This window comes from Lacrimispora indolis DSM 755 (assembly GCF_000526995.1).
Lineage (GTDB): Bacteria > Bacillota > Clostridia > Lachnospirales > Lachnospiraceae > Lacrimispora > Lacrimispora indolis.
Genome location: NZ_AZUI01000001.1, coordinates 3,093,658 through 3,116,486, shown reverse-complemented (window position 1 = coordinate 3,116,486; position 22,829 = coordinate 3,093,658). Strand labels below are relative to the sequence as shown.

General features: G+C 45.9%; 20 protein-coding genes and 6 tRNA genes. 10 read left to right on the top strand and 16 right to left on the bottom strand.

Annotated elements, in window-relative coordinates; translation table 11 throughout:
* Positions 1–30: 30 nt before the first annotated feature.
* The 13 genes from K401_RS0114980 to K401_RS0114920 all read right to left on the bottom strand — a co-directional run bounded on the left by K401_RS0114980 (position 31) and on the right by K401_RS0114920 (position 15,403).
* Positions 31–1,380 carry a glycoside hydrolase family 1 protein gene (locus tag K401_RS0114980; RefSeq protein WP_024293703.1) on the bottom strand — a complete coding sequence of 450 codons (1,350 nt, stop codon included), beginning with the start codon at positions 1,378–1,380 and terminating at the stop codon, positions 31–33.
* A 10-nt stretch (positions 1,381–1,390) separates the two neighbouring features.
* Positions 1,391–2,281, bottom strand: a complete 891-nt coding sequence (locus tag K401_RS0114975; RefSeq protein WP_024293702.1) for a type I phosphomannose isomerase catalytic subunit — start codon at positions 2,279–2,281, stop codon at positions 1,391–1,393.
* A gap of 2 nt (positions 2,282–2,283) precedes the next feature.
* The gene (locus K401_RS0114970; protein ID WP_024293701.1) at positions 2,284–2,595 is read right to left on the bottom strand and encodes a PTS sugar transporter subunit IIB; all 312 of its coding nucleotides are present in this window, start codon (positions 2,593–2,595) and stop codon (positions 2,284–2,286) included.
* Between the two features lie 72 nt (positions 2,596–2,667).
* Positions 2,668–4,098: a glycoside hydrolase family 1 protein gene (locus tag K401_RS0114965; protein ID WP_024293700.1), complete on the bottom strand. Its 1,431-nt coding sequence runs from the start codon at positions 4,096–4,098 to the stop codon at positions 2,668–2,670.
* A 36-nt stretch (positions 4,099–4,134) separates the two neighbouring features.
* A complete protein-coding gene (gene celB / locus K401_RS0114960) occupies positions 4,135–5,493 on the bottom strand; it encodes a PTS cellobiose transporter subunit IIC (protein ID WP_024293699.1) in 1,359 nt (452 codons plus the stop codon).
* An 18-nt stretch (positions 5,494–5,511) separates the two neighbouring features.
* Positions 5,512–5,847 carry a PTS sugar transporter subunit IIA gene (locus K401_RS0114955; RefSeq protein ID WP_024293698.1) on the bottom strand — a complete coding sequence of 112 codons (336 nt, stop codon included), beginning with the start codon at positions 5,845–5,847 and terminating at the stop codon, positions 5,512–5,514.
* A gap of 21 nt (positions 5,848–5,868) precedes the next feature.
* Positions 5,869–7,770, bottom strand: a complete 1,902-nt coding sequence (locus K401_RS0114950) for a BglG family transcription antiterminator (protein WP_024293697.1) — start codon at positions 7,768–7,770, stop codon at positions 5,869–5,871.
* Between the two features lie 258 nt (positions 7,771–8,028).
* A complete protein-coding gene (locus K401_RS0114945; protein ID WP_024293696.1) occupies positions 8,029–9,480 on the bottom strand; it encodes a 4Fe-4S dicluster domain-containing protein in 1,452 nt (483 codons plus the stop codon).
* Between the two features lie 55 nt (positions 9,481–9,535).
* Positions 9,536–10,717, bottom strand: a complete 1,182-nt coding sequence (locus tag K401_RS0114940) for a SpoIIE family protein phosphatase (protein ID WP_024293695.1) — start codon at positions 10,715–10,717, stop codon at positions 9,536–9,538.
* Positions 10,717–12,450: a [Fe-Fe] hydrogenase large subunit C-terminal domain-containing protein gene (locus K401_RS0114935; RefSeq protein ID WP_024293694.1), complete on the bottom strand. Its 1,734-nt coding sequence runs from the start codon at positions 12,448–12,450 to the stop codon at positions 10,717–10,719. The genes K401_RS0114940 and K401_RS0114935 overlap by 1 nt, the downstream gene beginning before the upstream one ends.
* Before the next feature lie 2 nt (positions 12,451–12,452).
* On the bottom strand, positions 12,453–12,692 hold the full coding sequence (locus K401_RS0114930; protein WP_024293693.1) for a (2Fe-2S) ferredoxin domain-containing protein: 240 nt from the start codon (positions 12,690–12,692) through the stop codon (positions 12,453–12,455).
* Positions 12,693–12,801: 109 nt separating this feature from the next.
* Positions 12,802–14,553: an adenine deaminase gene (ade, locus tag K401_RS0114925; RefSeq protein WP_024293692.1), complete on the bottom strand. Its 1,752-nt coding sequence runs from the start codon at positions 14,551–14,553 to the stop codon at positions 12,802–12,804.
* 19 nt (positions 14,554–14,572) lie between these two features.
* Entirely contained in the window at positions 14,573–15,403 is an 831-nt protein-coding gene (locus K401_RS0114920) for a purine-nucleoside phosphorylase (RefSeq protein ID WP_024293691.1), read from the bottom strand.
* A 314-nt stretch (positions 15,404–15,717) separates the two neighbouring features.
* On the opposite strand from K401_RS0114920, the gene K401_RS0114915 reads away from it, so the two are divergent.
* The 3 genes from K401_RS0114915 to K401_RS0114905 are packed head-to-tail and all read left to right on the top strand — an operon-like array spanning position 15,718 to position 18,163.
* Complete coding sequence (locus K401_RS0114915; protein ID WP_024293690.1) at positions 15,718–16,779, top strand: ABC transporter substrate-binding protein; 1,062 nt, start codon at positions 15,718–15,720, stop codon at positions 16,777–16,779.
* A 32-nt stretch (positions 16,780–16,811) separates the two neighbouring features.
* Positions 16,812–17,594: an ABC transporter permease gene (locus tag K401_RS0114910; RefSeq protein ID WP_024293689.1), complete on the top strand. Its 783-nt coding sequence runs from the start codon at positions 16,812–16,814 to the stop codon at positions 17,592–17,594.
* Positions 17,585–18,163, top strand: coding sequence for an ATP-binding cassette domain-containing protein (locus K401_RS0114905; protein WP_024293688.1), 579 nt, complete (start codon positions 17,585–17,587; stop codon positions 18,161–18,163). The genes K401_RS0114910 and K401_RS0114905 overlap by 10 nt, the downstream gene beginning before the upstream one ends.
* Before the next feature lie 68 nt (positions 18,164–18,231).
* Here K401_RS0114905 and K401_RS0114900 read toward each other — a convergent pair whose 3' ends face one another.
* Both K401_RS0114900 and K401_RS0114895 read right to left on the bottom strand, forming a co-directional pair.
* A complete protein-coding gene (locus K401_RS0114900; RefSeq protein ID WP_024293687.1) occupies positions 18,232–18,942 on the bottom strand; it encodes a hypothetical protein in 711 nt (236 codons plus the stop codon).
* 119 nt (positions 18,943–19,061) lie between these two features.
* A complete protein-coding gene (locus tag K401_RS0114895; protein ID WP_024293686.1) occupies positions 19,062–19,532 on the bottom strand; it encodes a methylated-DNA--[protein]-cysteine S-methyltransferase in 471 nt (156 codons plus the stop codon).
* Between the two features lie 477 nt (positions 19,533–20,009).
* Here K401_RS0114895 and K401_RS0114890 point away from each other — a divergent pair.
* From K401_RS0114890 to K401_RS0114855, 7 genes are all read left to right on the top strand, one after another.
* Positions 20,010–20,084, top strand: a tRNA-Pro gene (locus K401_RS0114890).
* Between the two features lie 47 nt (positions 20,085–20,131).
* Positions 20,132–20,202, top strand: a tRNA-Gly gene (locus K401_RS0114885).
* A gap of 3 nt (positions 20,203–20,205) precedes the next feature.
* A tRNA-Arg gene (locus K401_RS0114880) sits at positions 20,206–20,279 on the top strand.
* Positions 20,280–20,312: 33 nt separating this feature from the next.
* Positions 20,313–20,388, top strand: a tRNA-His gene (locus tag K401_RS0114875).
* A 39-nt stretch (positions 20,389–20,427) separates the two neighbouring features.
* Positions 20,428–20,499, top strand: a tRNA-Gln gene (locus K401_RS0114870).
* Positions 20,500–20,502: 3 nt separating this feature from the next.
* Positions 20,503–20,575 (top strand) — tRNA-Lys (locus K401_RS0114865).
* 611 nt (positions 20,576–21,186) lie between these two features.
* Positions 21,187–22,038, top strand: coding sequence for an AraC family transcriptional regulator (locus tag K401_RS0114855; protein ID WP_024293684.1), 852 nt, complete (start codon positions 21,187–21,189; stop codon positions 22,036–22,038).
* A 244-nt stretch (positions 22,039–22,282) separates the two neighbouring features.
* Here the strand turns inward: K401_RS0114855 and K401_RS0114845 are convergent, their stop codons facing one another.
* On the bottom strand, positions 22,283–22,759 hold the full coding sequence (locus K401_RS0114845) for a MarR family winged helix-turn-helix transcriptional regulator (RefSeq protein WP_024293683.1): 477 nt from the start codon (positions 22,757–22,759) through the stop codon (positions 22,283–22,285).
* Positions 22,760–22,829 lie beyond the last annotated feature (70 nt).

The following is a 22,829-nucleotide window of genomic DNA, read 5'->3' as shown; positions in this document are numbered from 1 at the left end:
GATCCTTACTCCCCCGGTTCTTCTGTTTTGCTATAATTCTTCTCCATTTGTTTCAATCACCTTTTTATACCAGTAGAAGCTCTTTTTCGGTATTCTTTTAAAGTCATCATTTTTATCTACATAAACAAACCCATACCGTTTGTTAAATCCTTCACGTGTAGAGTACAAATCAATGGCCGACCAGGTCAGATATCCGATTATATCCACGCCTTCCTCCACCATTTCTTTCATTCTTAAAATATGGTCACGGAGAAATTCAATCCGGTATCCATCATCAATGTTCCCGTCTTCATCCGGCACATCCCGGTACCCATAACCGTTTTCCAGAATCAAAATAGGGATTTGATACCTGTGATAATAATCTTTTACAAAATGCTTGAATCCATAAGGATCGATGTTCCACTTCCACTCTGTCTGCTTAAGATATGGATTCACCGCCTTCCGGTTGGAGGCTGATAACAGCTTCTCTTTTCCTTCATCCTTTACAATGCTGCTGTGATAATAGGTCAGGGACAGAAAGTCCGGCTCCGCCTGTGCAATGATATCCAAATCGCCGGGCAGGATTATCTGATCCAGATTGAGCTTTTCAAGAGATTTTAAATAAAAGCCGGAATACATTTTTCTGACATATACATCCCCATAATTGTACCCCACCAGATACTTATACTCTTCACAGGCCTCCACATCTTCTGCCCTGCAGGTCGCCGGATACGGGCAGATATTGCCTATATTGCCGCCTGTCTTTGCCTGGTGATCAATTTCATGGATCAGCTTTGTACACCGCGCGTATGCAAGGTTCATATGGTGTTCTACCGTAAAGGATTCCTGTCTGTCCCTGCACTTGTATCCGGTCATATAAAGGGTATCAAACATCAGCAGATTCTGTTCATTAAACGGCACCCAGTATTTTACACGCCCTTTAAAGGCAGTCACCACGGTCCTGACATATTTCAAAAATTCATCAATGCAATCTCTGGACAAAAAACCGTTGTATTTTTCAACCAGATGATATGGTAAGTCGTAAGCATAAAGGGTTACTACCGGCTGTATGTTATACTTTAACAGTTCATCGATAACATTGCTGTAAAAATCGATCCCTTCCTGATTGGGCTCCCCATCGTCTCCGTTGGGATAAATCCTGGTCCAGGCCATGGTCAGCCGGTAAATCTGAAATCCCATCTGATGATAATAGGCAATGTCTTCTTTATAATGTTCATAATGATTGCTCGCCTGTTTGAAATCATCAAAGTTTGCCTCTGCTGCCGCATTTGGAATCACCCGGACATCTGCAATCGAAAGGCCTTTACTGCCTTTGTCATACCCTCCCTCAAACTGCTGGGCGTTCGTCGAACTGCCCCACAAAAATTCTTTGTTAAACATAAGATACTCCTCATTTTACTAAAGATCTTGCCACAATCGCCTCAATTTCACCGGAAAACTCCACTCTTTCTCCCGGTTCAAGCACAATCGTCATTCCCTTATGTACCATCACTCCGCTAACCGGACTCTCCCCTCCGATAACCGTAACCATTTCAAGCCGGTCAGACACATTGCGGCAGCTTCTGCCTTTCAAATAACCGCTCCAGTATTTCTTCTCCTGATGGCCGGCTTCCCCGGATAATACCGCTGACTTTAAACTCACATCAACTGCCTCCAGAGCCTTTTCAATATGAAGAGGTCTGGAATTTCCCTGGGAATCCTTTCTGCCATAATCATAAAACCGATACGTCAGGTCACTGTTTTCCTGTACCTCATAAACCATGGAACCTCCGCCTAAGGCGTGCAGCGTTCCTGCCTCCACAAAGACATAGTCGCCCTTTTTCACCTCCAGATAGTCTATGATATGTTCAAAATCATTGGAGCAAGCTCTTTCCACCAGCTCATCTCTGCCATAGCACAGACAGCCATTTACAATTGTCCCCCGGTCCGGCGCCTCCAGAAAATACCAGGATTCGGTTTTTCCAAAAGGCTGCTGTTCCAGTTTTGCCGCACAGCTGTCATTTGGATGAACCTGAACACTTAAGTCCTCTTTTGCATCCACGAGGGCAATCAGAAGGGGATATTCCTCAAAGCTCATATCAAACCGCTGTCTCGCATCCTGGTAATATTTATAGAATGTTTTTCCGGCATAACTTCCGCCAACGATCTGGTTGCTGCAGTCCTTGTTGCATTTTACGGTATAAAGCTGCCCTATGTTTTCTCCTTTATAGCCTTTAGCATAGGGAATCAGCCTGGTTCCTCCCCAAATAGTTGCCATGGGGATGGGTTTTAAAATCTGCATAGTTATTGATTCCTCTTCTTTAATGTCAATGCCTGTTTCAGCACATTTTTTCCATTGCAGGTTCCGTAATCCGATGACTCTATCACATCCACAGGTATCCGGAGTCTGACTCCTTTCGCCTTCAAAGCATCCGCCATGAATTTGATCTGGGGCCCTAACAGCACCACATCTGCTTTCTGCATGTTCTCATCCGCAACATCGGTGGAAACCGCCCAGATCTTACAATCAAAGTTCAATTCCTTTGCCACCTTCTGCATTTTTGTGACCAGCAAACTGGTAGACATTCCCGCCGAACAAATTAATAAAATATTCATACAACACCTCTCATTCTGCCGCCTCTGCAGCTTATCTGTCCCGGAAAGAACCCTCGGCCCCTCCGGTTTCAGCTACCTGTACTCAGGCTCTAACCTGCGAAATTCAAACTCTTTCTTCTCTCCGATTTCGTGAAACCAATGAGCAGATTTTTTCATATGTCTTGCAAAATTATCTTCCAGATCGATCTCTATAAATCCATAACGATTTTTAAAGGAATTTAAAGGAGAAACACAATCGGTAAAAGCCCACAGCATATATCCGGTACAATTGCTTCCTTCTTCCACCGCCTTTAAAAGCCATGCCATGTGTTCGCTGATATAATCAATCCGATAATCGTCCACGATCATTCCGTTTCGGTCTTTATACTGTTTTTCTCCTTCCACTCCCATTCCGCTTTCGGAAATCAGCCACTCAATGTTCCCATATTCTTCCTTCATGCGAATAGCCATATCATACATGATCTTCGGATATATCTCCCAGCCGCGATGGGGATTCATTCTTCGCCCCGGCAGTTCATGAAGATCAAAAAAATAACTCGGATGAAACGGTACGTCCGGATTCCATGCACTGTTCCTGGCTTTTACTCTCATGGGAAAATACAGATTCAGGCCGATATTATCACAGGTATTATTCTTTATGACTTCCAGCTCCTGGCCAGTGCTGTCAAACATACAGTGATGTTCTGTTAAGATCTCAGTCAATTCTTTGGGGATCTCTCCCTTAACAGCCGGATCAAGAAACATCCGGTTATAAAACAAATCATACATCTGCGCCGCTTTTTGGTCATGAGGCGCATCCGACCTGGGATAGGCATATTCAATATTGATCACCACCCCGATCTTCCCATCCAGCTTCAAACTCTTATATGCTTCCACGGCTCTTGCTGTTGCAAGGATTTTATTATAATTCCACTGCATCGCCAGCGGGGTATCCTGTTTGAACGGAAACCGAAGTCCATCCAGAATCGTACGGGTCTGTACAACAATAGGCTCATTAAAGGTAAAAAACTGCTTCACCTTTTTACCGTACCGTTTAAAAACCGCAGCTGCATATTTCACATATAAATCAACCACATGCTTGCTGCCCCAGCCTCCGTACGTTTCATACAGTTCCCCGGGGAAATCAAAATGTTCCAGACATATCATCGGGGTAACCCCTTTTTCCAGCATATAATCAATCACTTCATCATAAAACGCTGCACCTTCCGGATCAATCTCTCCGGTTTCCAAATTATAGATAAATCTGGACCAGTCTATGGAAGTCCGGTATGCTTTCACCCCGCTTTTCACCATCAGGTCAATATCTTCTTTAAAATGATGATAAAAATCAGTTGCGGCCTTAGGCCCAATCTGATTGTGCCACAGTTCTGGGGCAGACTTATACCAGAGATCCACAAACGTATCATGCCCCTCTTTTTTCCCATACCAGCCTTCTGTCTGCCATGCGGAGGAAGCCGCGCCCAATATGAAATTATCCGGTATTCTGTATTTATCCTGTATCATTTTCCACCTCATGTCCGCTATTGTCTTTCTGTTCTCTTATTTCATGGAGTCCGCCAATGCCTGGAGATCATCCAAAGACACTTCCGCTTCCTGCATTTCTTCTTCCACCTTTTTTCTGTCCCAGATCTTCAAAAACGGATAGTATACAACAATTGTGATAATCAAATTAACAAGCTGCACAATCACCGCTCTGAAGTCTCCTCCCGTTGCCAGAAATCCTGATAAAAACACAGGCACTGTCCAGGGCACGGCCACGCCGACCGGATAAGTACACAAACCAAGAGCCATTGCAAAATATGTGGTGGTTCCTACAAGCAAAGGTGCGATGATAAACGGAATGACCATGATCGGGTTCATGATAATCGGAAGGCCGAACAATACCGGCTCCGCAATATTAAACACAATCGGTCCGATAGCCAGCTTGCCCAATGATTTGATCTGCTTTGACTTTGCTGTAAATACCATCAGAATTACAAGCCCCATGGTTGCAAGGCCTCCAGCATTGGTAAAGCAGTCATAGAACTGTTTTGTAATGATATTGGGAAGCTCTCCTCCCACCTCAAACGCCGCTCTGTTGGCTTCCATGGCGGGAAGCAAAATAGAATCCATTACACCAAATACAACACGGCTTCCGTGAATACCGGTAGACCAGAATAAATGAATTGCTCCCACGGTTGCCAGCATGCCGCCGTATGACAGACCTACCTTTGATAATGGCGTGGCAATAAACTGGTTAATAAATCCGAAAATCGTCTCAAAACCTGTGCCCTCAAACAGCATCCTTACCAGCCAGCAGATAGTCAGTATGATCATTGCGGGGGTAATTGCTGCAAATGATTTTGCAACTGCAGGAGGTACGCTGTCGGGCATCTTGATCACCCAGTTCTTTTTTACAACAAATGCATATACCTCTGCGCTGAAGATTGCAACCAGAATGCCCACTACCAGGCCGCCTGCTGACAAATACGTATTGGTCTGGATGACCCGTCCCAGATTCAGTGTGGTCTCTCCCATAACTGCATCTGAGATGTTAAAAACTGGTACTAATGACAAAAATGCCGCAATAGCCACGATCAGGGAAGACAATCCATCCACTTCTCTTTGCTTGGCTATCTGATATGCGATGGAACCCACGGCAACTAAAGTCAGGATATCAAAGGTCGCTCTGCATGGATAATTGAGCTTTGCCACAAAGCCGTCTCCGAATATCCCGTTCATAAAGTCCCCATACCCCTCAATTGGAACATTTGCCAGCAGCATAAAAATTGACCCTACAATTACAAGCGGCATTGTCACGGCCAGACCATCTCTTAACGCACGGATATAGCGCATTGCAGCTATCCTTGACGCAACCGGCATTACTCTGTTTTCCAAGAAACTCATTAAACGATTCATTTTCTCTCCTCCTGTTTCTCAATCAATGTTACTCCCCTTACAATCTTTTATCATGTGGTATACATGAATCAGCTCTTCAGCCCTTTCTTTTGCCATCATTGCCATTGTTAAATGATCCTGGGCATGCACCAATATAATGTTGACCTCTACCGGTCTGCCTGCCGCTTCCTGCTGGATCATATCGATCTGGCACTGATGGGCAAGTCTCATCTGTGCTTCTGCTTCTTTTAAATACTGTTGTGCTGTCACAAAATCAAATTTTCTGGCTGCTTCGATTGCCATCATTGAAGCAGACTTTGAATCTCCTGCATTCATAATCAGTTGAAATGCGACACCATAATCTTTTTCTTCCACCTTTTATTCTCCAGTCCTTTACTAAATTTCTTCCAGCTCCTGCTCCACTCTGCCCAATTCCCGGATGAACTGATCATAATCCCTTCTTCTGATCAGATCCTGTATACGCTGTTCATCCAACAAAAAATTAGAAGTGATCTGATAAAACTTTTGTAAATCTTTTTCTTTTCTGTCCTCTATCAGTACCAGGAATACCACCGAGACATCCCGTTCCGTCCAACGTACCGGTTCATCCAGAACTGCAACGCATACATAGGTTTCTTTACTCATGACCTGGTACGGATGGGGCATTGCCACCAGATTGCCAAATTCCGTCTGGGCAAACTCTTCCCGTTTCATCACGGAATCATAAAGAGTATCCGGCACCCCCAAATGCTGCACCAGATAATTACACAAAAACCGGAGAATCTCTTCTTTGCTTTTCATGGAAACATGAGGCAGAAAAATATCCTTTCTGTAATACTTCTCCATGGAACTTTTCATATTTCCCGACAATACTTTTCTGACATTTTGTATATCCTTACTTTCTAAGAAAAACTGTACATTCTGTATAGGAACAGGTATTTTAACGGAAATGGGAACTGTCGCAAACACATAGTCAATATCAGAAAAATCCACCAGATCAATTGTGGATACACTGCATGTCTCAATCCTGTTTAAATACATTCCGAATTCTTTCTGATACTTATAGACCAACAGCTGGGCGCTGCCCTTGCCGGAAGAGCAGACCAGCAAAATATTTTTTTTAGCAGCTGTTGTTTTCTGCCGCTCTAAGGCCAATGCAAACGGCAGCGCGATATAGGCGATCTCGTCTTCGCTTAATTTCCTGTGATACACTTTCTTCAATACCCCGGATGCCTGCGATGCCATCGCATAGGGAAGGGAAAAATGTTCCTTGATTTCCTGAAGCAGCGGGTTATTCAAATTTAAATTGTACTTCATTCTGACTTCCAGCGGCACGATATGCTGACTGAGTGACATCCTCAGTTCCAGATCGCCTCTGAAATCATACCGGAAAGCATCGTAAACCACTTGCAGCATTTCTGTTACAACGTTGCTGATCTGCCGGCTGATCACCAGATTGTCATTTTGCCGGCCGGACTCACCATAGTTCATCTTTCCAGCCAGATGAATGGTCACATAACCGATTTCCGAATCCGGAAAATCCACGCTGAACAATTTCTTCATTTCCTGTACAATCTCAACTGCAATCCGGTATTCCTGCCGTTTAATAAGCTCCTCTAAATCTTCCTGTTTCAATGATATTTCATGTTCCTCTCTGATCCTCATGACAGCAATGTACAAATGCAGTACAAGATTTTCAAATGCCACATCTGATATGATATAATGATTTCTTCTCAGGCAGTCCGAAACACAGTCCGCAATTGTCCCCAGGGTCTTCACCGGTATCAGATTCTCATTTCCATGGTGGACAATGCATCTTCGCAGTTCAAGCTCTTCTCCCTGGATTTTGATCCCATAATATGGTTTCCTCATCAACAGCAGATCGTATTCCTGAAGTATTGTTTCAACCTCCTTTAAATCATGACTCAGCGTCTTTTTTGAAATGAACAGTTTATCACTTAATTCATCCAGTTTTATAAAATCTTTTCTTCCTAACAGATATTTCAGTAAAAAACCGATCCTCTCTTTTGAAGAATTGGGAATTTCCTCATAATCGGAATTTCCCCCGTTGTTTACAAAGCTTTGAAATGCTTCCGGATCATCAATCACAAGACGATAACCAAGTCTGGATTTTGACTCTAAATGGGCGCCTTCAGTCAAAATCTTTTCCCCCAGTTTTTTTACCAGGTTTCTTACTGTCTTCACACTCACCTTCAAATGACCAGACAGCCACTCAGCCGTATGGTAATCTTCGGAATTTAAAAGCTGCAACAGCGTATTAAATCTTTTATCTTTCATGATAATCCTTCCTAAAAACTTACCGTAAGTTTTACATTCAAATTATAGCATTGTGCATATTGCACTTCAATTACCATTTCAAGCATAATAATTATGGTATTTTTTTCTTTTCACTCTATGCCTATCCGCTTATACCCCGTATTATTGGACTTTTTTTCGTTTCTCATTTGCAGAATTACGCAATGTACTGTTTTATGGCAAAAAAAGAAGAGCAGCTGTTCAACGAACACAGCTACCCTTCTTTTTCTCATTTGACAATCAATGCCTGTGCATGGGAACCATCTGCAGTCCCTGGCTCTTTAAGTTCTCATGAACCTCCCTTTTGTCTGCCTGGCCAATGAGTAAGTCACGGGCTCTTTTTGCCTCGTTCTCACTCTTATACCTGCTCGGACCGCCTACACAGCCTCCTACACAAGCCATACCCTCAATGAAATCTCCAGGAAGCCGGCCCACTTTAAGCAGCATAAGGGCCTTCTTGCATTCAGCCGCCCCATTGCATTTTAGTACTTCAATGTCCGTACTTTCTCCCGATTCCTTTAAGCATTCCAAAACAGCCGCTGTCACACCGCCTCCGTTTCCAAAACGCTTTCCAAAGACCGACCCCGCCTGGTAAGTGTTCTCCTCCGGCTCAAGCTTTACACCCTTTGCTTCCATCATTGCATGGACTTCTCCCAGAGTCAGGGCATAATCTGCATTGTCTATAATATTCAAATCCAGGGTCTCACTCTTCTTGGCAATGCACGGCCCAATGAATACGGTGATCACCTCAGGGTACTTTTCCTTTACCATTCTGGATACGGCACACATGGGGGATACGGTGGTGGACATGTTCTCAAGAAGCATGGGATAATGCTGCTTGATCATGTTCACAAATGCCGGACAGCAGGAGGTCGTCATCTTTTTGCCTTCCTTATGGGCGATCGCCCACTCCTCCGCTTCTGCGGCAGCGGTCAGATCTCCGCCTAAGGAAACCTCGATCATATCCTGGAAGCCCACCTTCTTTAAAGCCGTTCTCCAGCTTGCCATGGTGATATCCGGACCGTATTGGCCTTCTGTTGCAGGAGCGACCATGGCTACCACCGGTTTCCCTGCATTAATCAGGTTAATGACATCCACCAAAAAGGTCTTGGAATCAATGGCACCAAAGGGACAGCCGTGAATGCAGGCTCCGCACTGGATGCATTTGCTCTCGTCAATGACCACAATGCCGTTTTCATCCATTGTGATGGCATCCACCGGGCAGCTTTTCTTGCAGGGACGGGTCAAATCGGCAATGGCGTTATAAGGACAGGCCTGAGAACACTTTCCGCATTCCTTGCACTTATCCGGATCAATGTAGGCACGGTCACGTCCCATGCTGATGGCATTAAAATTGCAGGAACCCTGGCACGCCTTGCCCATGCACAGCTGACAGTTATCGGTTACCACATACCGGGTAATGGGACAGTCCTCGCAGGCCGAGCTGATGACCTGAACCACATTTTTCGTGTCCTTTCCGCTGGGACAGAGGCCTTCCGCCAGACGGATTCTCTCTCTGATGATCTCCCGTTCCCTGTAGATGCAGCAGCGAAACTGGGCTTTGGGGCCTGGAATGATCTTATAAGGGATCTCATTCCTTTTTTCCTCCAGTTTTCCTTCCCATGCAAGCTCTGCCACTTCATTTAATACCTGATGCTTTATGCGAAGTAATGTTGCATCATTTGTTGCCATATTTTTCCTCCTTGTAACTTCCACGCTCAATGGCCGTGTGAATATCTGCCCTGATTTAATAATAGGTTACCGTAACCCTTTTCCCCATTTCTTCCACTACGTGTTTTAATTGCTCCACAAGATTCTGGCGGATCCCTAAATCAAAGGGCAGGCCAGGGTTCTGATAAGCGCTGTTAATGGCTTTTCCCACGTACAAGTTAAGCTCCGTACAATCCTCAATGATCATCTTCGCCACCATGGAAGCGCCGTTAGGCTTATCCAGCTCCAGGAAAAATTCCTCTGTAACGGATTCATTCTTCACATAACGTCTTAAAAGCTTCAAGACCTTGTTTAAGGTCAAAACACCTTCCGTAACCAGTTCAATTCCGTCGATATAGGCGATAGGCGGAATATCCGGGTCATTATAATTCAGAGAGACAGACAGCTTTTTTTCGGTCACTCTGGAAACAATATTGGCACTGGTTCCCCCGCAGACGATCTTTTTGACGGTATCGTCTCCTGACAGGAAATCCTCCACCATACAGCTGTCATCCTCCGGCTTCCTGGGAGGACCTGTCATCAAATGCACCGTCTTCCTGTCAATGATCCTCATAACGGCAACCGTGGTATCATCACCGGGCTGATACTGATACAGCTCATCACAGGCACGGCTTAAAACAGCAGCAAGGCGCGCCGCGGATATGGTCAGACGGTACTGCTTCACCGCATAGGAAGCAATGTCATCCCACAGCCAGCCAAAGTTTAAAAGCTGGCCCACCCCCGCATGGATGGTCCCATCGCTCATAAGGATCAGTGCATCCCCCTTTTTCACCCTGAAACGGTATTCATTGATGCTTTTATTCCGGATCACCCGGGTGTTTTTTGGAATAGAAACTAAGTTTCCGTCCCGGATGAAAATACAGCCGGGATTATCAAATTCCACCAGATAGGCTTCTCCGTCATGAAAAACCTGGAGGATGCTGAAGGTGGAATAGGCCACCTGACGCACCTGACACACCGGAAGAGTCTCTACAATGGTTTCCACACACTCTTCCAGGGTCGCGCCGTTTAAAAACATGGTCCCAAGAATCTTGGAAGTCATGGTTGCCAGAATGTTGGCCTTTACCCCGCTGCCCATGCCGTCAGCCAGGATCATGATGTTGGAATCCTCGGTCTGTAAAACCTCCACCTTATCCCCGCACAGCACTTCTCTGAATTTATTCAGGCTTTTATATGCAACATCTACGGTAACTCCCATCACTTGACCTCACTTTCACTTCCCTCATCCAATAAGGACTTACAAAGCTTTGTCAGCGTGGTCTTGGTCTCCGCAGTTGTTTCCCCTAAAAGACCTGCAATTTCCTGGGCTACCATCATCTGCTTGTGAATGACCTTCTGAGCCAGATCAATGGTTTCCAGCTTCTTTTCGTACTCCTGTCTTGCCTGTTCTTCCTCTTTGGTGATGTCTATGAAGGTGGCCAATACCACATCTTCCTTTTCAATGTATAAAATATTCTGGAGAGTGGAAATACGGTATTCTCCATAAGTCACCTTTTTTCCATGGATCTTCTGATGGGTTTGATAAACCCACTGGAAATCAGAAGGATCAATGAGTTCATATAAATACATGGTCAAGGCTTCCTGTCTGGTTTTTCCGAAATACCGTTCTCCTACTGCAGAATACTCTAAAATTTTCATATCTTTATCAACAATTAAAACAATATTCGGAGAGGTCTCCATGACCAGGTTGGATAAGGATTCCGCCTTTTCATGCATAAAGGGAATGCACATGTTAAGCTCTGCCTTTTTCTGGAAAACCGCTATAGCCTTTTCCCTGCATGTAGAATAGCCGCAGGCGCCGCAGTTTAACTCATCCTCAGGCCTGATCTTTCCGGTCATCTTCAGTATCTGCTGGATCTGGGCTTCCGTTGGCAGGACCTCCCTGGGTGACCGGTCTAAGAACCGCTTTCCAAAGGAAATGCGCTCCATAACAGGGTCCAGTTCTTCCCATGGCACAGGTTCCTTTGCAATGGTTTCCTCCATATCAAGCTTGATCTTAAATCTGGAGACGCTTTCATCATCAACCGTAGGCCCTTTGATACAGCCTCCGGAACACATATTCATCTCAATAAAGCAGCCCTTAATCCCTCCCCGCACCATGCTTTCGCACAGATCCATGCAGTTAAGGCAGCCATGGACATAAAACTTCCGGTATCCATCCCGTTCCTCTTCCGTGGCCAGAACAGAATTCACCACTCCGTTGGTGACCGGATAAAGGCGGTTGACCCTTGGATTCCTGTTGGTGAAGGGGATATCCTCGCAGTCTTCAATGGTGATCTCCTCTTCAGAGAGCCATCTGTTAATATCATTGAAATTCAGGACAGCATCAATATAGCCATCATGGCGTGGGTCCGTTGCTTCCTTTTTCTTTGCAATACAGGGCCCAAGGAAAACCACTTTTACTTCAGGCCCCATTTCTTCTTTTATCATCTTTCCATGGGCAATCATAGGAGATACCACAGGAGCCATATGAGGAATCAGCTGGGGATAATAAATCTCGATCAGATCGTTGACGCTGGGACAGCAGGTGGTGATGATGTTCTCCATCTCCCCCTCCTTTAAAAGCCTTGCATATTCCGCGGTCACAACGGCCGCTCCCTCAGAGGTCTCCCTTACGTCGGCAAAACCCAGCTTCCTAAGGGCCCCGTTTACCTGGCCGATGGACTGGTAGCTTAACAAGCCCATATAAGACGGGGCAAGGGAAATGACTGTGGGGATCCCTGCGTCAATATAGCTCTTTACCAGTTCCAAATCACTTATGAGAGTTTTTGCCGACTGGGGACAGACCTGCATGCATTTTCCGCATAAAATGCACTTATCGGGCATGATCTCAGCACGCTCATCCTTAATCATGACAGCCTTGACTTCACAGTTACGGATACATTTATAGCAGTGCTTGCATTTTGTAGCCTTGAAATCAATGATTCCCATGATTACAGCCTCCCCATGATCTCTTTGTCAAAAAACTCCTTTGTTTCTTCCGGTTTTAAGGAGTATAATTGACCTTCCACGGTTACACAGACGCCATTTACACAGTCGCCGCAGCAAAAGGAACCGTTTAAATCCACCTGATCTTCCAGATGTTTTTCCTTCACAAGGGTCTGCAGCTGGGCTATGATTTCTCTGGAACCTTTTAGATGGCATGCGCTCCCTATACATATCGTTACTCTCATGAATATTCTCCCTCCAAATTTCCTACCTTGCTTTTGATTGCCCTTTTGAAACATTATCGCATATTGATATATTTTTATCAATATTTTTTTACTGATTTCCTGTACTTTTTCAGGTACAGGAAATAATTGTCTCCACGATCTCCTGCTTCTCTACATCAATGAGGCCATATGTATTTAACCGCAGCTTTGGAATCACCGGAAGGCTGGCAAAGGCAAGAGTCATAAAGGGATCAATGCTGTCTCCGATTCCAAGGTCTCGTGTCTGGGCTTTCAGCTCCTCCAGCTTTTCATCCACCCATTCCGCCGGTTCTTCACTCATAAGGCCTGCAATGGGAAGAGGCAGTTCTCCCAAAATTTTCCCGTCAGCCACCACCGCTAAGCCGCCCCGGTTCTTTCTCACCGTATTGGCAGCAAGGGCCATATCCTGGTCACAGGCGCCCGCCACAATAAGATTATGGGAATCATGAGCAATACTGGTAGCAACTGCCCCCCGTTTTAAGCCGTATCCGCCTAAGAAGCCAAGCCCCATGTGGCCGGTGTTGTGATGCCGTTCCAGTACCGCCATTTTCACGATATCCTGCTCTATGTTTACACCTGGGGCAACTCCCTGGTTTTCCGTCCATGGAGCCAGAAGCTCTTTGGTGGTCAGCTCTCCCGGCGTAAGGCAAAGTACCCGGATGGTGCTGCCCTTTTTTTCCATTCGGAAGTCTTCCGGACGGATCTCGTTTAAATGGAAGGAATCTCCCACCCGGGCAGGGGTCTCCACGCTCCGTTGTTCCGCCGCAAGGATTCCCTCTTTCATTACGCCGTTTTCTGCCACCAGCTTTCCGTTTTTATATACCTGCTTTACTTTAAAGTCCTTCAGATCGGAAACAACGATGAAATTCGCCTTGTATCCCGGCGCAATGGCTCCCACCTCACGAAGTCCGAAATAACTGGCGGGATGGAAGGAGGCCATCATGACAGCATGAACCGGATCCGCTCCCAGACTTATGGCCTCTCTTATGATATAGTCCAAATGCCCCAGCCGGATCAAATCACCTGGATGCTTATCGTCGGTGACCAGCATGCAGCGGTGATAATACGGCTCCTGGAACAGGGGCATCAGAGCTCTTAAGTTCCTGGCTGCCGTTCCTTCCCGTATCATGACCCACTGACCTCTCTTAAGCTTTTCCACTGCCTCTCCTGCATCAGAGCATTCATGATCCGACTGCACCCCCGCGGTCACATAAGCATTCAGCTCCCTGCCGGAAAGCCCCGGGGCGTGGCCGTCGATCAGCAGATTCCTGTTCCTGGCCTCTTCCACCTTATCAAGGATCCCCCGGTCCGCCCTTACAGTTCCATAAGAGTTCATAAGCTCGGCAAGGCCAAGCACCCGTTCTTCCTCATAGAGAGGGGAAAGTGCTTCCGCAGACAGCACTGCCCCTGATTCATCAAGTCCCGTGGCCGGTACGCAGGAGGGAAGCATGAAATACACGTCAAGGGTAAGCCCCCTGGTCCGCTCCATCATAAAACGGATACCTTCCGCTCCCGCCACATTGGCGATCTCGTGAGGATCCGTAATGACCGCCTGGGTCCCATGAGGCACCACAGAGCGCTCAAATTCTCCTGGTGCTACCATGGAGCTTTCCAGATGAATATGTCCGTCAATCAGCCCAGGACAAACCACCGCTCCCCCCAGCTCGATCTCCGTCTGTCCCTCATAGTCCCCCACTCCCACAATGTAACCATCCTCAACAGCAATATCTCCATCTTCCAGTTCTGCCGTAAAAACATTGACCACCTTGGCATGTTTTAACACCATGGACGCTTTTTTCGCCCCTGATGCAGCCAGAATCCGTTCTGCTAACATCCGATCCATAAGAAAATTTCTCCTCCTTTTATTTGCCTGCGATCTTTGTAATGGAAGCCGTAATCAGCTTTTTAAACAAAGGTGCCACCCGGTCTGCCGTCTCCTGCACCTCTCCATGGCTTAAAGGCTGGTCCGTAATGCCGCAGGCCATATTGGTGATACAGGAAATGCCGCAAACCTTCATCCCCATGTGGTTTGCTGCCAGCGCCTCACAGGCTGTACTCATTCCCACCGCATCTGCCCCCAGAATGCGGCACATCTGTACCTCTGCCGGAGACTCGTATGCAGGGCCGGTAAGCTGCATGTAAACACCCTCTCTTAAGCCGATCCCTTCTTCCTTTGCAGCCTCTTTGATGACCTGCTGCAGCTTTTTGCTGTACACATCGCTCATATCCGGAAATCTTGGACCTAAGTCCTCTAAATTTTCACCGATTAACGGAGACGGAACAAAGCTGGCAATGTGATCCCTTATAAGCATGAAATCTCCCGCCTGAAACTCCTTGTTGACGCCGCCGCAGGCATTGGTCAGAAACAGCACCTTTGCTCCTAAAAGGCCCATAAGCCTGGCCGGAAGCACCACATCCGTCATTGGATATCCCTCATAAAAATGAACCCGTCCCTGCATAATAACCACCGGAACCTCATTTACATACCCGAATACAAATCTTCCTTTATGGCCTGCAACCGTTGATATGGGGAATCCTTCGATATCTTTATACTCAATGGAGGTCTCCACCTTTATTTCCTCCGCATATTCCCCAAGGCCGGACCCTAGGATCAAAGCCACTTCCGGGACAAAATCCGTCTTCTCCCGCACACTCTTCAAACAATTTTCAAGCTTTGCATATACTTCATTCATACGCCTTTTTCTCCTTTCATTTTACCGTCCACGCTTTTTGGACATACAGATATGCCCGTAGGATGCTTCACATTCCTGTCAGACTTGGCCGACATAAGTACATACAGTATATCACATTTTCAGATTTATCTGTATCTATATTTTGACAAAGATAGGGGAATAATGGTATACTGAAGGTGTTCGTACTAACCCGGAAGGAACCCTGACGGAGAAGGCGAGGAGAATACGTAAATCGGAAATCCCATGCCTGTTGGTATGGGTTTTTTTGACGGTAAAAAAGCCATGACAGGTACGGACAGAAAGCGAGGATCATTATGAAAAAAGCAGTATCAGTATTGATGGCGTTTGCCATGACAGCTGCCCTTCTCTCCGGCTGTGCAAAGAGCAGTCCGGAAAGCACCCAGGCGACCTCTGCCTCCGAAAAGGAATCCACCACTGAGGCAGCAAAGGAAACGCCGGAAACTCAAAGCACCGGCGATACCTATACCTTAAAAATCGGCTCCTTAAAAGGGCCTACCTCCATGGGACTTGTAAGGCTGGCGGACCAGTCTGAAAAGGGCAGCGCAAAAGGCTCCTATGAATTCACCATGGTAACCGCTGCCGATGAACTCCTTGGAAAAATCGTAAGCGGAGAGCTTGATGTTGCACTTGTTCCCGCCAACATGGCCTCCATTATTTACAATAAGAGCAATCATGGGGTGAGCGTCATTGATATCAACACCCTGGGCGTTCTCTATGGAATATCTGCCGATGATTCCATTAAGACGGCAGCAGACTTAAAGGGAAAAACCGTCTACTTAACCGGCAAGGGAACCACACCGGACTATGTCCTTCAGCATGTGCTTAAGGCCAGCGGCTTAACCACGGACGATGTGACCCTGGAATATAAATCTGAACCTGCTGAGGTGGCTTCCGTCCTGAAGGAAAAGTCTGACGCAGTAGGCCTTCTTCCCCAGCCATTTGTAACAGCCGCCATGGCTCAGAATGACTCCCTTAAAATGGTTCTTGACTTAACAAAGGAATGGGATGCCACTGCCGGCGAAGACGGAGGCAGCCTGGTAACCGGAGTTACCATCTGCCGGAATGAGACCCTAAAAGACCATAAGGATGCCATTGATACTTTTATGACAGAGCATAAGGAATCCGCTGAGTTTGCCAATGCCAATGTAGCAGAGACCGCTGCTTTAGTGGCAGCCGCCGGAATCATTGAAAAAGCCCCTGTTGCAGAAAAGGCCATCCCATACTGCAGCATCACCTATGTGGACGGAAACCAGATGAAATCCCTCTTAAGCGGATACTTAAAGGTTCTTTTCGATATGGAGCCGACTTCCGTAGGCGGTACGCTGCCGGCCGATGATTTCTACTACATGCCATAATTTGCGGAAAACCCGGTAAGGAGATTGACACAATGAAACCAACAGCCCGATCGCTTAAAAAGGCCGGAATCATCCTTTTCTGGCTTCTGGCATGGCAGGCGGCAAGCCTGGCCGTGCATAACAGCATTATACTGGTTGGCCCTTTGGAGGTGATCCGGTCTTTATGGATCCAGGCAGCCATGCCCGGTTTCTGGAAAACCATTGCCCTCTCTTTTGGAAAGATAAGCTTTGGATTTCTCCTGGCTTTTGGGACAGGAATCTTAACAGGGGGCGCTGCCTGCCGTTTTCCTCTTATAAAAGACTTTCTGGAACCGCTCATGTCCCTGATCAAGTCGGTTCCGGTAGCTTCCTTTGTCATTCTGGCCCTGATCTGGGTAGGCTCTGAAAATCTGTCCGTTTTTATCGCCTTTCTCGTGGTATTCCCCATCATCTACATAAATACCATGGCAGGCTTTATGAGTACGGACCCAAAGCTTCTGGAAATGGCCCGGGTTTTCCATATGCAGGGAGGAAAGAAGCTCTTTTATATCTATCGACCTGCCCTTCTCCCATACCTCATAAGCGGCTGCAGGGTTGCCTTAGGTATGGGCTGGAAATCCGGCGTTGCCGCAGAGGTGATCGGTGTTCCCAGCTATTCCATCGGTGAAAAGCTCTATATGGCCAAAATTTATTTAAGCACCGCAGATCTTTTTGCCTGGACTCTGGTCATCATCGCAATCAGCGCCATTTTTGAAAAATTCTTTTTATGGCTGTTAAGCCTGGCAGAGGCCGGCAGAAAGTTTCATAAAAAAAGGAGGCTCGGCCCATGGAAGTAAAGGTGAATCATCTGAGTAAATCATTTGGTACCCTTAACATTTTCACCCAGGTAAATCTCTCCCTTCACTCCGGCCGTATTTACTGTCTTATGGGGCCATCCGGATCCGGAAAAACCACATTCCTCCGGATCCTTCTGGGCCTTGAGCAGGCCGACTCCGGTTCCATGGAAGGTCTTCATGGCATAAGGTCTTCCGCCGTGTTCCAGGAAAACCGCCTGTGTGAACCATTTACCCCGGTTGACAACATCGTCATGGTGATCCCAGGCCGTACTTCCCGAAGCAGGAAACAGGCCAGGGAGGAGCTTTCACGGCTTCTTCCTGAGGAAGCCTTATCCCGTCCCGTATCCACACTAAGCGGCGGAATGAAACGCCGGGTCGCCATTGTAAGGGCATTATCGGTTCCTTGTGACATGATTATAATGGACGAACCTTTTACCGGACTTGATGAAAACACAAAATTATCCGTGATCCGGTACATCAAGGAAAAGACCCGTGACAAGCTGGTCATCATAAGCACCCACCAGGAGGAGGATGTTGCACTCCTTGGCGGAACACTCATGACATTGTAAAAACAGGGGCTAAAGCAGGAATTCCCGCTTTAGCCCCTGTTTTCTATTATACATCTTAATTTCCTGTCTTATTTCAGCTTCAATGTATCCAGAGCTGCCTCGATCTGACCTTCTACCGCGGTATCCGGTGATTCCACTGTTCCTGCTGCGCTGATATACTTTTTCGCAGCAGCGTCATAGGAACCGGAGATCGCATAATAACGGACTCCATCCTGAGGATCCTTATACCGGATCGCATAACGGAAGGTCTGGCTTCCGTCACTGCCGTTTTCTACATTATAACGGACAAATTCCATATCCTCGCCACGGCTGATTAATTCCTTGTACTCTTCCATGGTATCCGGATAGATTTCTCTCGCTCCGTCTGCATCTTCTCCTTCTGCATAAGTAACTTCCAGCATATCGCTGCCGTTGGGAGAGGTGAATGCAACTGCGCTCTCATCTCCATCATCTTCAATGGTCCAGCCTTGCGGCGGCGTGATCTGATATTTTCCGGATTTGGAAGTAAAAACACCGGAAGACAGGCTTCCTGCATCAGAAGCGGCCTTCTGAGCGGCTTCCGTCCCAGCATCAGCCTCATTCTCGGAATCCTCTTCACTTCCCGCAGCATCCTCTGAGCTTTTTGTTTCATCTGCCGTTCCTTTTGTCGTTTCCGCGGTACCGGCCTCTGTAGAAACATCCTGCGAGGATTTGGAATTATCTTTTGATCCACAGGCCGTAGCCGCCATCATGACTGCCATGGCGATAGCAATTATTGCCAGCATCTTGTTTTTTCTCATTTTAATCACTCCTCATCATGAATTTCATTCCTGGTGACGATGAGGATTATAACATTATCTGCATCAAATGTATAGGGGATTAAAGGAACTGAAAGAATCACCAAAAATTCTTAATAATTTTACAGAAGAGCTTCCGCGCGCTCCAGCTCCAGCAATTTTACTTTTATATCCAGGCCTCCGCCGTATCCTATCAGGCTCCCATTGGCCCCGATCACCCGGTGGCAGGGAATGATAATTGGTATGGGATTGCGGTTATTTGCCATGCCCACCGCCCGGCAGCCTTTGGGATTATCAACCATGACCGCAATATCTTTATAGCTTTTCGTCTCTCCATAGGGAATCAGTAACAGGGCATTCCAAACCCTTTTCTGAAATTCCGTTCCCGCCGGCTTTAATGGAAGATCAAACACGGTTCTCGTCCCAGCCAGATATTCTTCCAATTGGTCTTCTGCTCTCCCGATCAGCTCTGTCCGCTCCTTTATGGCATTCTCAGGCTCTGACCTTCCAAAATCTATGCTTAGAACCGCTTCATCATCACATGTAATGGTAAGAGGCCCTATTTTGCTTTCATAAACTTCCCAGTACTTCATTCCAAATCCCTTCTTTCTCTTATGGCTTGTACGACAATAGACGCTTGCGTTTATTATATCATAAGGAAGCCAAAGAAACGACTCTTTCCTTATTTATTATTCCAGGACAGGGGTGCAGGAAGCAAACTATCTGTTTTTTCAAACATTCCTCATAATTCTTTTAGTTTTTTTATGAAATGTTTATGGCTTAGTCAAACTTCCGTCATATTTTCCGCGTATACTTATTATTGAAAAGGAACCCCACCCTTTTAACATTGACTTTTTATTTTTCATACTCAACCGGCAGGAACATGATATGTACCTGCCGGTTCCTCCCATTTCAGGGACATTTTTCCACAGAAAAAACGTACATACAGGCTTAAAAATGAATTTGAAAATTTTTCTAAAATATTGTTGACAAAAACATATCCATCATATATAATAACTCTTGCGTTGCGGAAAAGCAACCAAGGGAAAGATGGAAAATGCTTTCACAATCGGGGTGTGGCTCAGTTTGGCTAGAGTACCTGGTTTGGGACCAGGGGGTCGCAGGTTCAAATCCTGTCACCCCGATTTAAGAGAAAAGCCGTTAATGGCAGTTTTAGCTTCTCTTGCCTTTTGCGGGTGTAGTTCAATGGTAGAACACCAGCCTTCCAAGCTGGATACGTGGGTTCGATTCCCATCACCCGCTTTTGAGTCTGTAGCTCAGTTGGATAGAGCAACGGCCTTCTAAGCCGTGGGTCGGGGGTTCGAATCCCTTCAGGCTCGTTTCACATCTCTGACCAAGGTGTGAAAAATTATGGTGGGTATGGCGAAGTTGGTTATCGCGCCAGATTGTGGCTCTGGAGGCCCAGGGTTCGAATCCCTGTACTCACCTTTCCCTTTTAGGGAATTTTTTTTTATCACCACTTGTTATTGGGCTATCGCCAAGCGGTAAGGCACAGGACTTTGACTCCTGCACTCGTTGGTTCGAATCCAACTAGCCCAGTATGGGATACTAGCTCAGGTGGTAGAGCACTTGACTTTTAATCAAGTTGTCCGGGGTTCGAGTCCCCGGTGTCTCATGAACAAATCAGGCAAGCCGGGAAAGTAACTCTTTCCCGGCTCCTTTTTTTACCCGCAAGCTATATATTGAAGGAATCCTACGTCCTGCCCCACATAGAACCTCATGAGAACCCAGTCTTTCCCTATTTTCCTTGACCCGCTTATTTTTCATGCAATTCATTTATTATCAACCGATCTTACTATCAAATATGGCGTTTGTAATTTGCACCGAAAGCTGCTCTCTTATCTCTTGTTTCACGCATTTATATGTTATAAATCCTTCCGGCATGAAACGTCTTATATGCCCCTTCTGATGCATGAAGTGCGGACCATGGCATTTCCCCGCACCACATTGATACAGGCCCGGTATGGGCATTTTAAAGGCCTCTGACGAGCGCTTTCTCTTCTATATTTATAGGATCTCATATTTCTTCCGAATCATCAGCCCTTAAGACTTAAACAGGAAAAGCATCAGCCACAAAAAGTAATAAGATGATTGTTTATCTGCCCTTAAAAAACTATAATAGATTCATAGGATTCTCTTTACTTTACTCTCCTCTCTAATTTGTACATAAAAAGAGAGGACAGGCAAACAAATAAAAAATATAATATAAATGAAAGGGTTGATTTTATGGAATGGATTGAGGGATTAAACAAGTCGATTAACTATATTGAAGAACACTTAACGGAAGATATAGACTATGAGCAAGTGGGGAAAATAGCCTGCTGTTCTGTTTATCATTTTCAGAGAATGTTCGCATATATGGCCAATGTACCTTTATCTGAATATGTACGGCGCAGGCGCATGTCCCTGGCGGCAGTGGACCTTCAGAACGGGGTTAATAAAATCATTGATGTTGCTCTAAAATACGGTTATCAATCTCCGACTGCATTCAACCGGGCATTTCAAAGTGTACATGGAATAGCACCGTCTCGTGTAAAAGAAAGCGGCGTTTCCGTAAAATCATATCCACCCATCAGTTTCAAAATCACAATAAAAGGAGTGGAAGAATTGAATTATCGAATTGAAAAGAAGGAATCATTCCGAATTGCAGGCACTGCACAGCCCCTGCACCGGGAAATCGAAAAGAACTTTGAAATTGTACCTCAAATGTGGAGCAAGGCCGCTATGGACGGGACAATTCCAAAATTAGCAGCTATGGCAGACGGATGCCCCGTGGGAATATTGGGAGTCAGCATATGCAATGATTCAGAAGAATGGAGGTACTTTATTGCCGCAGCCAGCACAAAAGAAATTGATGATACTTTGGAGGAATATACCATTCCTGCTTTCACCTGGGCCATATTTTCCGGAGAAGGCCAATGCCCCCAGGCAATACAGGAACTGGAGAAACGAATTGTCACTGAATGGCTTCCCTCTTCCGGATACGAATACGACAATGGACCGGATATAGAGGTTTATTTAAGCCCTGACCCTCAAAATGCAAAGTTCGAAGTGTGGATACCTGTTATTAAAAAATAAGCAGGAGGACATCTTGAAGGGATCAAAAGAAAACTTTACAGCTTTTCTCCAAACAGCAGACAATGGTTATAAAGATTTTGTTGTAATAATAAATGATTATCTCGCACAAAACAACTGCAAATGTGAAATTAAAACGAGTTGAACTCAAAAGAACCCAGCGTGACAGCGGCCGACCATTCAGCAGCTTACACTTCTATGAAAGAAGTTCCCAAAAAGCAGGCTCTGATTAAAATGGCCGCTGATTTCACGCCATTGTGCCGCACTCTCCTTTATTTTCATTGCTTACCGGAGTTTTATAAGCCTCCAGATTGTCACACATTTTTATTAATACTTTACAGAATATGTCTATTTCATCTTCAGGTATGCCGGAGCAGATGAGTTCTTCAAACTGCTGGAAAACCTTTCTTGTCTCTTCAGCTTCTGCCAGCCCCTTTTCTGTGAGACTGATCAGAAAGGAACGTCTGCAGTCCGGATTGTTTTCCCTCAGAAGGAACCCCATATCCTGAAGTTTGTCTATATTTCTTGACATGGTGGCCGCATCGAAACGGCATCGGTCTGCCAGCTCTTTTTGAGTGATATGGTCCTTTTGTAAAAGATTATATAAGATCCTGGCGTGCCCCTGCCCAGGCGTCAATCCGATATTTGACAAAAGCGGAGAAATCATCTGCTTCCTGGCCTTTTCTTCACGAACCAACAGCTCTCTCACATCATGTTGCTTCATATATTTTCACGTTCCTTTCACTTCGCTCAAGGCAAAGACAAATGATAAAACATGTTGTGCCCTTCTGCTC

What these genes read in the sequence shown, in the direction of transcription:
- K401_RS0114975 (WP_024293702.1), bottom strand. Translation starts at nt 2,281, where the DNA reads ATGCAGATTTTAAAACCCATCCCCATGGCAACTATTTGGGGAGGAACC.
- K401_RS0114920 (WP_024293691.1), bottom strand. Translation starts at nt 15,403, where the DNA reads ATGAATGAAGTATATGCAAAGCTTGAAAATTGTTTGAAGAGTGTGCGG.
- K401_RS0114895 (WP_024293686.1), bottom strand. Translation starts at nt 19,532, where the DNA reads ATGAAGTACTGGGAAGTTTATGAAAGCAAAATAGGGCCTCTTACCATT.
- K401_RS0114915 (WP_024293690.1), top strand. Translation starts at nt 15,718, where the DNA reads ATGAAAAAAGCAGTATCAGTATTGATGGCGTTTGCCATGACAGCTGCC.
- celB (WP_024293699.1), bottom strand. Translation starts at nt 5,493, where the DNA reads ATGAATCGTTTAATGAGTTTCTTGGAAAACAGAGTAATGCCGGTTGCG.
- K401_RS0114940 (WP_024293695.1), bottom strand. Translation starts at nt 10,717, where the DNA reads ATGGGAGTTACCGTAGATGTTGCATATAAAAGCCTGAATAAATTCAGA.
- K401_RS0114845 (WP_024293683.1), bottom strand. Translation starts at nt 22,759, where the DNA reads ATGAAGCAACATGATGTGAGAGAGCTGTTGGTTCGTGAAGAAAAGGCC.
- K401_RS0114905 (WP_024293688.1), top strand. Translation starts at nt 17,585, where the DNA reads ATGGAAGTAAAGGTGAATCATCTGAGTAAATCATTTGGTACCCTTAAC.
- K401_RS0114935 (WP_024293694.1), bottom strand. Translation starts at nt 12,450, where the DNA reads ATGGGAATCATTGATTTCAAGGCTACAAAATGCAAGCACTGCTATAAA.
- K401_RS0114945 (WP_024293696.1), bottom strand. Translation starts at nt 9,480, where the DNA reads ATGGCAACAAATGATGCAACATTACTTCGCATAAAGCATCAGGTATTA.
- K401_RS0114970 (WP_024293701.1), bottom strand. Translation starts at nt 2,595, where the DNA reads ATGAATATTTTATTAATTTGTTCGGCGGGAATGTCTACCAGTTTGCTG.
- K401_RS0114950 (WP_024293697.1), bottom strand. Translation starts at nt 7,770, where the DNA reads ATGAAAGATAAAAGATTTAATACGCTGTTGCAGCTTTTAAATTCCGAA.
- K401_RS0114965 (WP_024293700.1), bottom strand. Translation starts at nt 4,098, where the DNA reads ATGATACAGGATAAATACAGAATACCGGATAATTTCATATTGGGCGCG.
- K401_RS0114930 (WP_024293693.1), bottom strand. Translation starts at nt 12,692, where the DNA reads ATGAGAGTAACGATATGTATAGGGAGCGCATGCCATCTAAAAGGTTCC.
- K401_RS0114910 (WP_024293689.1), top strand. Translation starts at nt 16,812, where the DNA reads ATGAAACCAACAGCCCGATCGCTTAAAAAGGCCGGAATCATCCTTTTC.
- K401_RS0114855 (WP_024293684.1), top strand. Translation starts at nt 21,187, where the DNA reads ATGGAATGGATTGAGGGATTAAACAAGTCGATTAACTATATTGAAGAA.
- ade (WP_024293692.1), bottom strand. Translation starts at nt 14,553, where the DNA reads ATGGATCGGATGTTAGCAGAACGGATTCTGGCTGCATCAGGGGCGAAA.
- K401_RS0114900 (WP_024293687.1), bottom strand. Translation starts at nt 18,942, where the DNA reads ATGAGAAAAAACAAGATGCTGGCAATAATTGCTATCGCCATGGCAGTC.
- K401_RS0114980 (WP_024293703.1), bottom strand. Translation starts at nt 1,380, where the DNA reads ATGTTTAACAAAGAATTTTTGTGGGGCAGTTCGACGAACGCCCAGCAG.